The following is a 13,549-nucleotide window of genomic DNA, read 5'->3' on the forward strand; positions in this document are numbered from 1 at the left end:
GTCCTCCCTCAACTTCTGCTTGAAAAACGGCTGGGGCTACACGTATCCGCGGTCGATCAGGGCGTAGAGATCGTCGTCGCTCGTGTCCTGCGGGCTCGGCTCCTCCACGGGTTGTGGGGTGTCGGGCACCTTGGGTTCGAGGAGGGAGAAGAGGCGCTGGGCGAGCCGGTGCGGAGTGGGGTAGGTGAACGCGACGGTGGCCGGCAGCCGGATCCCCGTCACCGCGTTGAGCCGGTTGCGCAGCTCCACCGCCATCGAGGAGTCGAAGCCCAGTGCCTTGAAGGTGTCGGCCGACCGCGCCTGGACGTGGGGTCCCGTGACAGCGGCGCCCCTGGCGCCAAGCAGCGCGGCCGTCTCGGTACTCACGAGCGTGAGGACCGCCGACGGCGAGTCCAGGTCCGCCGCCGCGCCGCTCACGTCCGCGTGCGCGCCGGGAGCAGTGGTGGCGGCGGGTGCTGTCAGCCAGTACCGCTGCCGCTGGAAGGGGTAGGTCGGCAGGCCGACGCGGCGCGGCCGGCCGGCGGCGAACACCGGCCCGAAGTCCACCGGCACCCCGCGCACGTACAGCTCGGCCAGCGAGGCCAGGACCTTGCCGAGGCTCCCGTCGTGCCTGCTCAAGGTGCCCACCACCGGGGGCGGGCCGGTCAGCGTGTCGGCGGTCTCCGCCATCGCCACCTGGAGCACCGGGTGCGGGCTGACCTCGACGAACACGCCGCCGCGGGTACGCATCAGGTTCTCCACGACCTCGCCGAAACGTACCGTGGAGCGCAGGTTGTCGTACCAGTACGAGGCGTCCAGGGCGCGGGTGTCGAGCCGTCCTGCGGTGACCGTGGAGTGGAACTCCACCGCTGTCTCCTTGGGTGTGACACCCGCGGCGGCCTCCAGCACCCGGTCGCGGATGCGTTCGACCTGGTGGGAGTGGGAGGCGTACTCGATCCGGACACGGCGTACCCGCACCCCGTCCCCGTCCGCCATCGCGGCGAACTCCTCCAGTGCCGTCAGGTCCCCGGAGATCACCACGGAGGCCGGCCCGTTGACCGCGGCCACGGACAGCCGCCCGGACCACGGGCCGAGCCGGTCCTCGACCCAGGCCAACGGCGCGGCCACCGCGTTCATCCCGCCCTGGCCGGCCAGCGCCGTCAGGGCCCGGCTGCGCAGGGCGACGATGCGGGCCGCGTCCTTGAGGGTGAGCGCGCCGGACACGCACGCCGCGGCGATCTCGCCCTGGGAGTGCCCCACCACCGCGTCGGGGACCACGCCCAGCGACCGCCACAGGCGGGCCAGGGACACCATCATCGCGAACAGCGCGGGCTGGACCACGGCGTCCCCGCGTTCCAGCGGCGGCGCCGACGGCGCGCCGGTCACCAGGTCCACCAGCGACCAGTCCAGCCACGGCGCCAGGGCGCGCGCGCACTCGTCGATCGCGTGCGCGAAGACCTCGGACTGCTGGTACAGCTGCCGTCCCATGCCCAGCCACTGCGATCCCTGGCCGGGGAAGACGAAGACGAGCGGGCCCGCCGGCCCGGTGGCCGTTCCGCGTACCGCGCGCGCCGCGCTGTCGCCGGCGGCCAGCAGGCCCAGGCCGGCCAGCGCCTCCTGACGGCCGGCTGCCAGGACGACCGCACGGTGCGCGAACGAGGTGCGGGTGCGGACCAGGGAGTGCCCCACGTCGGCCGCCGTCAGCGAGGCGTCGGCGCTCACCAGGTCCCGCAGCCGGGCCGCCTGTTCGCGCAGGGCCTGCTCCGAGCGCGCCGACAGCACCCACGGCACCGGCGCGCAGGTGTCCTGGGCGCGCAGGTCCTGGTCCGGCGCCGGGAGTTCGGGGTGTGCCAGGGGGGCCTGTTCGAGGATCACGTGGGCGTTGGTGCCGCCCATCCCGACCGATGACACGCCGGCGCGCCGGGGCCGGTTTGGTGTGCCCGGCCAGGGGCGGGGGGCCGACAGCACTTCGAAGTCCTGCTCGAAGCCGGGGATGGCGGGGTTCGCCGAGCGGAAGTCGGGATGGGCGACCAGCAGACCGCGGTCCACGCACAGCGCCGCCTTCACGAAGCCGACGATTCCCGCGGCGGGCTCCAGGTGTCCGACGTTCGCCTTCACCGCACCGAGCACCAGGGGACGGCTGCGGCCGCTCTCCCGCAGCACCTCGCGCAGTCCGCACGCCTCGGCGGGATCGCCGAGGCGGGTGCCGGTGCCGTGTGCCTCGACGTAGTCGACGCTGCTGAACTCGACGTCCGCGCGCTGCAGAGCGGACCGTACGGCTGCCGCCTGCCCGGCGGGGCTCGGGTCCGGCATGCGGGAGGTGGCGCCGGCGCTGCCTACGCCCCAGCCGCGCACCACGGCGTAGATGTGGTCGCCGTCGGCGACGGCCTCATCGAGGCGCTTCAGCACGACGAACGCGCCGCCCTCGCCGCGGACGAAGCCGTTGGCCCGCGCGTCGAAGGGGAAGCAGTTGCCGTCGGGTGACAGGGCGCCCAGGTTGGCCAGGCCGGCGCCCGCTTCGGGGTCGGTGATCAGGTGCACGCCGCCCGCGATCGCCATGTCGACCGCGCCGGCGCGTATCCGCTCGCACGTCAGTGCCAGCGACACGAGGGAGGAGGACTGGCCCGAGTCCGCGCACAGGCTCATGCCGCGCACGTCGAACAGGTTCGAGATCCGGTTGGCGATCAGCGCTCCGCTGGAGCCGAGCGCGGCATAGTGGTCGTCCCGGTCGCTGCCCGACAGTTTGCGCAGCAGGTCGTAGCCGGAGGGCGCGGCGCCGACCACGACGTCGATCTCGCGGCCCGCGAGGACGCCCGCCGGGATGCGGGCGTCCTCGACGGCCTCCCAGGCCAGTTCCAGACCCAGCCGCTGCACGGGGTCCATGGCGGTGGCCTCCGCCGCCGGCGTGTGGAAGAAGTCGGCGTCGAACCCGTCGACGGAGTCGAAGAACGAGCCCGAGTTCAGGGTGTCGGCGTCGGGGTGCAGGGTGTGGCGGGAGTGCGCGTCGGCGGCCCGCTGCTCGGGGAACGTCTTGACGGTGGACTTCCCCTGGAGCAGCAGGCGCCAGAACTCGGCCGGGCCGTGCACACCGGGAAAGCGGCACGACATCCCGATGACGGCAATATCGGTGGCTGCGCCACTCATACGTATTCCTTCCGGTTCCCTCGGTATACGGCCCTGGCCGGGCCGGCCGCGCTCACAGCCAACGGGTCAGCAGTTTCCGCAGCTCGTCCGGTGCGTCCATGAAGTCGTAGTGGCCGCCGTCGACCACGCGGAACTCGACCGAGTCCGCGTACCGGCGCCACCCCTGCAGGCCGCCCAGGCTCACGTCCGCGTCGTCCCGCCAGTGCACGACGACGACGGGGCAGGGCACCGGGACGGGCTCCTGGCGCCGGTAGGCACGCGCGGCGGCGTGGTCGCGCAGCAGCACCATCAGGCCGAGCGCGACCATGTCCGGCCGCGGTTCGATGCCCCGGCCGCGGATGAACGACTCGACCTCGGCGCGCAGTTCGGCCTCCGACATGGCGAGCATCGGGTCGCCGGCCGCGTCGTGCGGGGCCGGCTGGCCCGACACGAACAGGCAGTCGGGGGTGGGCAGGCCGAGTTCGGCGAGCCTGAGCACGCTCTCGTAGGCGGGCAGCGCGCCGGCGCAGTGCGCGAAGAACGCGAACGGCCGGTCGAGCAGTGGCGCCAGGTGGTCCACCAGGTCGGCGGCGAGGTTCTCGTAGGTGCCGTAGTGGGGGTGGCCGAGCCGGTTCTCGCGGCCGGGGAACTGCACCGGGCAGACCTCGATGTCGTCCAGCGCGGCCGGCCAGGCGCTGAAGGCCGACGCCCCGGACCCGGAGAAGGGGAAGCAGAAGATCCGGGCCAGGTGGCCGGCGGACGGCGGCCTGACGAGATACGGCGACAGGGTGGGGGCGGAGCCGGTTGTCATGGCGTCTGTCGTTTCTGCGCGGTGATGGGGAGGTGGGTCATCCCGGCGATGAAGTACGACCGCAGGTGCTGCGGTTCGCCGGCGAGTTCGATGGAGGCGAACCGCTGGAGGAGTTCCTCGAAGAAGATGCGCAGCGTCAGCCGGGCCAGCGGGGCGCCGATGCAGAAGTGCGGCCCGAAGCCGAACGCGACGTGCCGTTTGGCGTTGCTGCGGGTGATGTCGAACTGGTGCGGGTCGGGGAACTGGGCGGCATCCCGGTTGGCCGATCCGATCCACGCGACGACCGCCCCGCGGGCGGGGATCGTGCCCCCGCCGATGTGGATGTCGTCGACGGCGTACCGCATGAAGTTGCACGCGCCCGACGTCCAGCGCAGCCCTTCCTCGACCAGGTTGGGGATGAGCGAGGGGTCGGCCTGCGCCTTCTCGAACTGTTCGGGCCGCTCGATGAGCGCCTGCACCGTGCCCGAGACGGTGTGCGGGGTGGTCACGTTGGCGCCCAGGAGAATGCTGTAGCCGTCCAGGGCGATCTCCTCGTCGCTCAGCGGTGCGCCGCCGGGGCGCACGCTCATGAGGTGGCTGAGCAGGCTCTCGTCCTCCTGGCCGGTGGCCCGCCGCTCCTTGACCCAGTCCTTGACGTAGGTGACGAGCTCGTGGTGGGAGATGGCCAGCGTGGCGGCTTCGCTGCCCTGCTGGAAGTGCGGGTCCGAGGGGGCGGTCACCATCGCGGTCAGCTGGACGAGCTCTGCCCAGTCCTTCTCCGGGATCCCCAGGAGCGGGCCGGTGACGATCGCCGGCAGGAGCAGCGCCTGTTCGGCCAGGTCGAAGACGTCGCCGTCGAGGGCCGGCTGCAGGAAGCGCACGACCGAGCGGCGGATCGAGTCCTCCCACGACCTGACCGCCCGGGCGGTGAGTTTGGAGCCCAGCGGCCTGCGGACCTCGGTGTGCCGGGGCGGGTCGGTGGAGGTCAGCAGCACGCCGGCCGCGACGTCGTCCTGCCCGAGGTGGGTGGGTACCGTGCCGCGTTCGGAGGTGAACTCCCGGTGGTCGCCGAGCACCCGGCAGACGTCCTTGTGGCGGGTCACCGACCAGAACTGGCGCCCGTCGGCCAGGACCTGGTGGTGCAGCGGCGCCCGCTCGCGCATCACGTCCCAGATCGGGTGCGGATCGCCCGAGCTGTACAGGTCCAGGTCGAACAGGTCGACGGCGTCGAGGTCGATGTCGCGCGCGGGGCCCGGCGTCAGCCTCACGCCGCCGCCCTCCCCTGTTCGATCAGCTCGGTGACCCGGGCGGGGGTGTGCGCCAGGTAGAAGTCGCGCACGGACAGCTGGACGCCGTAGTCCTGCGCCACCCGGTCGATGATTTTGATTCCGGTCAGCGAGTTCCCGCCGAGCGCGAAGAAGTCGTCGTCCGGCCCGACTTCACGGTCGCCGAGGTATTCCCCCCACAGCGCCGAGATCTCCTGTACGAGCGGTGCCGGCGCACCCGGGGGCGCGGCCTGTCGTTGTGATGTCTCGTCCTGTCCACCTCGCTGGTGGATCACCTGCGGCGACGTTTCCATTGCCAGCCTTTCCCTTGCTCTGTCGAACGGGAATGCCCGCCCACGCCATTGCCGGTCGGTCCCGGCCCCGGACCGTCACCGCCCGCACGGCCACCGGGGTTCTTTCCGCTGTCGCGTCGATGGGAATCCTTGAAATGGCTGACGAGCACCCCTTTTGTGCGGGGCGGTGTCTGCCGTGCGGCGGCCGGCTCGTGTCGCGGTGCTCTCGGTCCCGGGGTGAAAGCCGTCTCGGAAAGGAACACCCGGTGGAATTGATCACGTATTTCGATACGTCACCGGAAGGCCATCGCGACGCCAACGTAGATGGCCGGGGAAACCCATGCAAGCAATGACGGCGCGGACGTCCTGCCGGGCGCCGGTTGTCCCGCCGACAGGACAGTCACGGGCCCGTGCGGCGCTGTCCGGGCCGGGGTGACGGGCGGTGCGCAGCGGCCGGAGCGGGGGCCGCGGGGCGGCGCGGGACGCCTTCGCCGGCACCGGCGGACACCTCCCGGCCGAGCCTGGACCGGAAATACGCAGGACGGGTGGAGAGCGGGAGAGCTTCCGGGCGCACGAACCCTCATGTCATTGCCATGGTCTCGCCCGGAGAATTATGGTGACGGCCGGGAGGAACCCCCAGTAGTTTCCGGGTTCATCAAACAATCGCGCGTGGAGGGGATTTCCTTGCTGAAGTCGCAACGGCTTGCGGTGCTACCCATCGACTCGTACGACCTGGATTCCGAACTGTCCATCGTGGACGGCCACGAGTACGGGGGCGAATACGACACCTTCACCTTCGGGTCCTGGTCGTCCCATGTGCTGGCCAACGGCACCGGCGCCGATTCCGACACCGCGTTCCGCCCGCACGAGGGCAGCCTGTCCCTCACCGAGCTGGGAAAGCAGCTGCCGGGCATCATGTCCATGGTGAGTTCGCATTTCCCCCTGGACCGGTTGCAGTGGGTGCGCGTCTTCAGTCTGCGTGACGGGATCATCGCCCCGCACGTGGACTTCCTCGAGTGGGCCAAGCCGGGTACCCGGGTGCAGATCCCGTTGCGCACCAGCGAGGAATCCCTCCATTCCGAGAACGACACCGTCTATCACATCCGCCGCGGTGAGGTGTGGAAGATCCACTCCACCGACCCCCACTCCGCGCGCAGCACGTCCAAGGCCGCCCGGCTCTCGGTCTGTCTCGACTTCGCGGACGCCGATGAGCCCATCGAGATCCGCGGTGCCGTCCCCGCGACCGAGCCGGTCCGCATCATCGAGCGGCCCGAGCCGACCGGAGCCGAGATCGAGGAACTCCTCGGCTCCGGGCAGCACCTGACGCCGCAGACGATGCGGGCGGGCTTCCGCCGGTTCGCCGAGCTCCACTTCGAGCGGCAGGCGCACGCCACCGCGGCGTTCGACTGGTACGTGGAGGCCGCCCGGCGTACCGGGGACGAGGACATGGTCGCGAAGGCCCGGGCCTTTCGCACGTACTGCGTCGAGAAGCGCGGTGACGGCGAGGCGTTCGTCTGGTGACAAGGCCGCGGCCGGCGTCCGGGCCGCGGGCCCGGACGAGGTCCTGCGATCCGGCCGGGTGCGGCGGCAGTCCTGCAGCCTCTCCTGCCCGGGGCGGGCCGGTCGGGTGTTCCGGCAGCCGGGGTCGCCGGCGCCGCTCTCGCCCCCGGGGGAAAAGGGCCCGCCCGTGTTCCGCCGGGAGGAGCTGGAGCGCCGGCCCGCTCGGTGCGGACAGCGTGCGCGGCCGGCGCCCGCCGGCGCCCGCCGGCGCCCGCCGCCGGCACTCGCCACGGGCCGTGCCCGCCGAGCCCCGAGCCGCAGCTCCGCCCGCCCCTCCCCCACACCGCCGCCCCCGCCCGACAGCTGGCCCAGCACCCCTCCCCCGCACGCGAACCCGCCCCGCGTCCCTCCGCCCGCACGACAGCCCCCGCCCAGTGACAACACCCGGGCGGGGGCTCGCAGTTGTGCCCGGGCCAGGTCTTCCCGGTGGCCGGGGGTGCGCGGTTGTGTCCGGGCCGGGCACCGTGGGCGGCCGGTCCGGGTGAGCGGACACGCAGCTGTGCCGGCGGGGCCGCACCGAGCGCCGTGTGCGCCGGGGGCGGGGCCGGCGGAGCCCGCGGACGCCGGCCGAGGGCCCGCCGCGGGCAGGCGGCGGGCCCTTGGCCGGCGCGGTCGCCATCAGCCCTTCGTGGTGCCTTCGCGCAGCCGCTCGATCATGTGCCGGGTCGTCTCGATGGGGCTCTCGTCGGGAAGCGGTCGCGAGCTCGGCGGCAGCGCCGCGTTGAGCGTGGCGATCTTGTCGCTCCAGCCGTCCTGCCCGGCGAAGGGGATCGTCTCGCCCTCCTGGACGTCGGGGAAGGGGCGGTAGCTGTTGAGGCCGGTGGTGTCGGTGCCGCGGACCAGCAGCGGGTCGAGGTAGATGCCGTTGCTGTGGATCCGGGTGGCCGTCGAGATGTAGCCCATGTCGAGGCCGCAGCGCCGCTTGGCGGAGGTGTTCGCCTCCGAGTAGTGCAGCAGGTGGGGGTGGTGGATCGAGACGTCGCCGGGCTGGAGTTCGATGTCCACGACCCCGCGCTTTTCCACCCACTCCTGGACCAGGTCCTCGTCGGAGGCGGAGAAGAGCATGTTGTCGGTGTCCGTGCGGGACGAGGGCTTGTGCAGCGGCAGTTCGTGACTGCCGGGGATCATCCGCAGGCAGCCGTTCTCCGTGGTGCTCTCGTCGACGGCCAGCCACACCGTCAGCGCCTCCATGGGGCTCAGCGTCCAGTACGCGCCGTCCTGGTGCCAGAGCACGGGCTGCCCGTCATAGGGGGGCTTGCAGATGTAGTGGGCGGTGAAGCATGCCAGGTCCGGGCCGAGGAAGAACTCCGCTATGTCCACCAGCCGGGGGTCGGAGACCAGACGTGCCCAGAAGGCGTCGTTGCGGATCAGCGGGTGGTGGAAGTGCTCGGGCCGCAGATCCGGGTACTTGCGGGTGAGCCAGTCAACGTGGGCGTGGACCTCCTCCAGGAGGTCCTGTGGCACGACGTTGCGGATGATGGAGAAGCCCTGCTCGGCGTATTCCGCCGCAGCCTTCTCCAGAACGCCCTCGCTGAGTGTGGTCATGTGTCAACTCCTTGTCAGGTGTCGGGTACCGCTTGCCGCGCGGAGCGAGGTCGTGGCGCCGCCACGGCGTACCGTCCGCCGGCTCCTGGAGTTCAGCCGCGGACAGGGTGGGGTGGAGGTGGTCGGGACAAGGTGCAGGCGCGGCACCGTCCTGATACGCACATGCTGGTGGCCGGGCACGGAGCCACGACCGGTCTCGTGTCCGGCGGACGTGGTGTGCGGTGGCTCGTCTGCGCCTGTTGGACCGGCGCTCGCGTCCCGCGGTGGTGCGCCTGGCCGGATCACGCCGGCCGGTCGCAGCAGCCGGCTCGGGGCTTCTCGCCGTTTTCCGGCGGTCCCGTGTTCCGTCCGCCGACAGTCCCATACTCTGTCCGCCGGGCATGAGGGTGTCAACGTCCCGAAGGCCTTCGGGCTCTTCGCCGGGATGTCCGCTTCCTTCTGGCGCTTTCCGGCCTGAACGCGGCGCCCCGTGCGGCCCGTTCACCCTTTCGGATGTCCTGGCGACGGGACAGCCGCCCGGTGTACGCGGGCCGGTCTGTCGCACCGGGTTTCCCCGCTCCCGTGAGCGGCTGTGCTCTTCACGCTGCGGGGACAAGGCCATATATTATTGAGGGCCCCGACTAGGCAGCAGTCAAGCGCCAGTTCCGGGCACTGTTCATCGCGGCCATCAATGCCGTCTGACTCCGATCTGCTTCTGCGCGGGCCGTGGCATCACGAAATCCCGTACAGAGCACTGCCCTACATGGCCGAATTCAGTTCAGAATTGAGCTGTCCGGCGGATGAGGATGACGTGACTATGTCCATGCACCCTGGGCCGAATCGGCTGAGCATCTCCGACTTGCACGAGTCAGTCGACGACCCCGCACTCACTTCGATGACGCTGCTCAACGAGCTCGCGGGAAGGTATCCGGAAGCAGTCTCGTTCTCCGCGGGCCGCCCGTTCGAAGGCTTTTACGACGTCGAGAACCTATCACGTCACCTCACGACGTTCAGGAATTACCTCGAGGACGAGATAGGCCTTCCCGCGGAGCAGGTGCGGCGCACGTTCTTCCAGTACGGCCGCACGAAAGGGTTCATCCACGGGCTGATCGCGCGCCAGCTGGAGGCCGACGAGGGTCTGACGGTGAACCCGGAGAGCATCGTGGTGACCACCGGCTGCCAGGAGGCGATGGTGCTCGTGCTGCGGGCCCTCGTCCGCGACACCCGCGACGTCATCCTGGCCGCGACGCCCAACTACGTCGGCTTCATCGGCGCGGCCCGGGTGGCCGGCGCGCCCCTGCGTCCGGTCCGGGAGGGCGAGGGCGGCATCGATCTGGAGGACCTGGAGCGGCAGATCGGGGCGGCGAGGCGTGAGGGGCTTCGCCCGCGTGCCTGTTACGTCGTCCCGGACTTCGCCAATCCCAGTGGTGCGAGCATGTCGCTGGCGGACCGGGTGGCGCTGCTGGAGCTGGCGCGGCGGGAGGGAATTCTCGTCATCGAGGACAATCCCTACTCCCTTTTCTCTTCCGGGAATTCACCGCTGCCGATGCTGAAGTCCCTGGACGAGCACCATCAGGTGATTCATCTCGGGTCGTTCGCGAAGTCCGCGTTCGCCGGGGCCCGCGTGGGGTACATCATCGCGGACCAGCCCGTGACGTCGTCCGGTGTCGGTGCCGCGGACCCGGTGCTTCTCGCGGACCACCTCGCGAAGCTGAAGAGCATGGTGACGCTGAACACGTCGACCGTCGCGCAGGCTGTCATCGGCGGATATCTCCTCGAGAACGGGTGCAGTCTCAAACGTGCCACCGCTCGCGAGGCGGAGGTCTACCGCCGGAATCTGGCGGCCGTGCTGGAGGGATTGGAGTCGGTCTTCGGGCCGCGGCACGAAATGGCGCAGGACGTCACGTGGAACACGCCGCAGGGCGGAATGTTCGTCGTCGTCACGCTGCCTTTCCCGGCGGACGACGACATGCTCGAGTACTCGGCCTCCAAGTTCGGTGTCCTGTGGACCCCCATGCATCACTTCTACGGGGGCACCGGCGGATTCCACCAGGCCCGGCTCTCCTTCAGCGTGCTCACTGCCGAACAGATCGCCCTGGGCGTCGAGCGGCTGGGCGAGCTCGTCCAGGACCAGCGCGGCAAGCGGCTCGTCGGCGTCGCTGCCGCCGCACCCGCCCGCGGCCGGGTGCTGGCGCCCCAGACCGGGTGACCGGTCCGGCCCGCACACACATGAAGCGGCCCCCGAACGCGCTGCGTCCGGGGGCCGCTTCACGGGTCGGGCCCGCGCGCATGACGCCGCCCCGGCGACACGCGGTCACCGGGGCGGCTGCGGGGATCGGCCGGCCGAAGCCGGCCCCGCTCACGCTCGCTTCTTGAACGTGGAGAGCGCCCACACGTATCCGACGACGGCGAAGGCCAGGCACCAGGCGACGGCCGCGGTCGCGTCGCCGCTGGAGGGGTTGCCCGCCAGCAGCCCGCGCAGCGTCTCGATGATCGGGGTGAAGGGCTGGTACTCCGCGAACTGCCGCACGCCGGCGCCCATCGTGTCCGCGGGCACGAACGCGCTGCTCAGGAAGGGCAGCATGATCAGCGGCACGGTGGCAAGGCCCGCCGACTCCGTGGTCTTGGCGGCCAGGCCCATGGCGACGGTCAGCCAGCTGGCCCCGACGGCGAGCAGGACGAAGAGGGCCAGCACACCGAGCCAGTCCAGGGCGCTCGCGGCCGGGTCGAAGCCCATCGCGAAGGCCACGGCGATGATGGCGGCGCAGGCCACCAGGCAGCGCACGGTGGTGACGACGACGTGTCCGGTCAGCATGGCCCCGCGGGAGACGTCCATGGTCTTGAACCGGTTGATGATGCCCTTGGTCATGTCGTCGTTCACGGCCGTCGCGGTGGCGCCCAGGCCGTAGCTGACGGCCATCACGAGCAGGCCCGGCGTGGCGTAGTCGATGTAGTTCTCACCGACGCTGAAGGCGCCGCCGAACACCTTGACGAACATCAGCATGATGACGATCGGGAACAGGACCGCGTTGAAGACCGTGGTCGGGTTCCGCAGGGTGTGCTTGACGTTGCGGCGCAGCATGATGGCCGAGTCGGCAAACGCGGTCGAGGCGGTACTCATCGGACGATCGCCTCCTTGTCCTTGGTCGTGTGCTCGGTCAGGGCGAGGAAGACGTCGTCGAGGTCTGGTGTGTGCACGGAGAATTCCTGGGCGTTGAGGGCGTGTTCGTCGAGCCGGTCCAGCAGGGCCCGCAGCGACCTCGACTCGCCGTCGCTGGGTACCCGCAGGGTCAGTTCCTCGTCGTTGCGGGTGGAGTCGGGGAAGACCCGTGCCGCCCCGTCGAGGTCGAAGGCGTGGGCGAAGCGGAGTTTGACGTGGGTGCCGGGGATCTGGCGCTTGAGCTCCTCGGCCGTGCCCTGGGCGACCAGGTGGCCCTGGTTGAGCACGGCGATCCGGTCGGCGAGCTGGTCGGCTTCCTCGAGGTACTGGGTGGTGAGGAAGATGGTGGTGCCTTCGGCGACGAGCTCGCGGACGATCGCCCACATCGTGCGCCGGCTGCGCGGGTCGAGGCCCGTCGTCGGCTCGTCCAGGAAGATGATCTGCGGGCTGCCGACCAGCGTCATCGCCAGGTCCAGCTTGCGGCGCATGCCGCCGGAGTAGGTCGACGCCATCTTGTCCGCCGACTCGCCCAGGTCGAAGCGCTCCAGCAGCCGTGTGACCACCTGGTCCCCGGAGGGCACGCGCTTCAGGTCCGCCATCAGCTGCAGGTTCTCCCGGCCCGAGAGCAGGTCGTCCACCGCGGCGAACTGGCCGGTCACGCCGATGGCCGCGCGTACCTCCTTGGTCGCGCTCGCCACGTCGTGCCCGGCGACATGCACCGTGCCGGCGTCGGCCGTCAGCAGTGTCGTCAGGACGTTCACCGTGGTCGTCTTGCCGGCCCCGTTCGGGCCGAGCAGGGAGAAGACCGATCCCGCGGCGACCTCGAGGTCGATGCCGTCGAGCACGACCTTGTCGCCGTATGCCTTGCGTAGCCCGGAAACTGCAATCGCGGAACTCTTCATGTCCCCACTGTCCCCGGCGGTCCTGACACGGACCTGCCATGACCGTGACGCGGTGCTCGAGTTCCCCTCGACGACGCGCGGACGCGCCCGGCCCGCGCACGCAGCGCAAGGGCGCCCGCCGGGGCGGGCGCCCTTGCTCCGCCGGGCTGTTTCGGCCCGGCGCACGGCATGCGTCAGCCGCGGGCGGACTGCGCCTCGATGACGTCCAGCACCTCGGGGCCGAGGTCGACCAGGTACATGTGGTCGCCCGGGAACTCCACATAGCTGAAGCCGGCGGTGGTCGCCGCCTGCCACTGCTGCGCCTCCTGCGCGGTGACCAGGCCGTCGCTGTCGCCGCGCAGCGAGCAGATCGGCACCGTCAGCGGGACGTCGGTGCTCGGGACGTAGTCCTCGTGCATCTCGCAGTCGGCCTGCAGGACGGGCAGGATCAGCTCGCGCATCTCCGGGTGGTCGAGGGCTTCGTGCCGGAAGCCCGCGAACTCCTCGACCCTGGCGAGGAACTCCTCGTCCGGGAGTCCCGCGGCCCGCCGCTCGCGCTGGGTCCAGGGCCCCGGCGAACCGCTGACGACCAGCCGCTCGACGTGCACGCCGCGCGCGCTCAGCAGATGCGCCAGTTCGTAGGCGAGCACCGCGCCCAGGCTGTGTCCGAACAGCACGGTCCGTGCTCCGGCGCCCAGGTCCGCGACGATGTCGTCGACCTCGTTCTTCGCCGCCTCGACGACATTGCGGTACGGCGTCTGAAGGAGCCGGCGTTCGCGGCCGGGCAGTTCGACCGAGGTCACGCGCCAGCGGCCGGCGGCCAGCTGTCGCCACGGGTGGAAGAACGAAGGTCCTGCTCCGGCGAAGGGCACGCACAGCAGTGTGGTGCCCTCGCCGTGTTCCGTAGACGTGCCGGGTTCTGTCACCCCGACCAACCCCAATCATCCATGCGACGGTTCGCGAATCGGTCAAGG

Annotated in this window: 10 protein-coding genes; 2 read left to right on the plus strand and 8 right to left on the minus strand. The window is 71.0% G+C overall.

Annotated features, from left to right (window positions below):
- Positions 1-36: 36 nt before the first annotated feature.
- From AC0ZLC_RS29625 to AC0ZLC_RS29640, 4 genes are read right to left on the minus strand one after another with little or no spacing between them, the layout of a single operon-like run.
- Positions 37-3,123, minus strand: a complete 3,087-nt coding sequence (locus tag AC0ZLC_RS29625) for a type I polyketide synthase (protein ID WP_476755011.1) — start codon at positions 3,121-3,123, stop codon at positions 37-39.
- Positions 3,124-3,175: 52 nt separating this feature from the next.
- Positions 3,176-3,913 (minus strand): thioesterase II family protein, encoded by a 738-nt coding sequence (locus AC0ZLC_RS29630; protein ID WP_476755012.1) that lies wholly within the window; start codon positions 3,911-3,913, stop codon positions 3,176-3,178.
- Positions 3,910-5,160, minus strand: a complete 1,251-nt coding sequence (locus AC0ZLC_RS29635) for a cytochrome P450 (protein ID WP_476755013.1) — start codon at positions 5,158-5,160, stop codon at positions 3,910-3,912. The genes AC0ZLC_RS29630 and AC0ZLC_RS29635 overlap by 4 nt, the downstream gene beginning before the upstream one ends.
- Positions 5,157-5,471, minus strand: coding sequence for an acyl carrier protein (locus tag AC0ZLC_RS29640; RefSeq protein WP_476755014.1), 315 nt, complete (start codon positions 5,469-5,471; stop codon positions 5,157-5,159). Before AC0ZLC_RS29640 ends, AC0ZLC_RS29635 begins: the two co-directional genes overlap by 4 nt.
- A gap of 663 nt (positions 5,472-6,134) precedes the next feature.
- Between AC0ZLC_RS29640 and AC0ZLC_RS29645 the strand changes: the two genes are divergently transcribed.
- Entirely contained in the window at positions 6,135-6,971 is an 837-nt protein-coding gene (locus AC0ZLC_RS29645) for a putative nonproteinogenic amino acid hydroxylase (RefSeq protein ID WP_476755015.1), read from the plus strand.
- Between the two features lie 657 nt (positions 6,972-7,628).
- Here the strand turns inward: AC0ZLC_RS29645 and AC0ZLC_RS29650 are convergent.
- Positions 7,629-8,555, minus strand: coding sequence for a phytanoyl-CoA dioxygenase family protein (locus tag AC0ZLC_RS29650; RefSeq protein WP_476755016.1), 927 nt, complete (start codon positions 8,553-8,555; stop codon positions 7,629-7,631).
- Positions 8,556-9,297: 742 nt separating this feature from the next.
- On the opposite strand from AC0ZLC_RS29650, the gene AC0ZLC_RS29655 reads away from it, so the two are divergent.
- Entirely contained in the window at positions 9,298-10,743 is a 1,446-nt protein-coding gene (locus tag AC0ZLC_RS29655) for an aminotransferase-like domain-containing protein (RefSeq protein WP_476755017.1), read from the plus strand.
- Between the two features lie 150 nt (positions 10,744-10,893).
- Here AC0ZLC_RS29655 and AC0ZLC_RS29660 read toward each other — a convergent pair whose 3' ends face one another.
- From AC0ZLC_RS29660 to AC0ZLC_RS29670, 3 genes are all read right to left on the minus strand, one after another.
- A complete protein-coding gene (locus AC0ZLC_RS29660) occupies positions 10,894-11,655 on the minus strand; it encodes an ABC transporter permease (RefSeq protein WP_476755018.1) in 762 nt (253 codons plus the stop codon).
- Positions 11,652-12,596, minus strand: a complete 945-nt coding sequence (locus tag AC0ZLC_RS29665; protein ID WP_476755019.1) for an ATP-binding cassette domain-containing protein — start codon at positions 12,594-12,596, stop codon at positions 11,652-11,654. Before AC0ZLC_RS29665 ends, AC0ZLC_RS29660 begins: the two co-directional genes overlap by 4 nt.
- 173 nt (positions 12,597-12,769) lie before the next feature.
- Entirely contained in the window at positions 12,770-13,501 is a 732-nt protein-coding gene (locus tag AC0ZLC_RS29670) for a thioesterase II family protein (RefSeq protein ID WP_476755020.1), read from the minus strand.
- Positions 13,502-13,549 lie beyond the last annotated feature (48 nt).

The sequence above is a fragment of the Streptomyces sp. GLSS-08 genome (assembly GCF_056387915.1).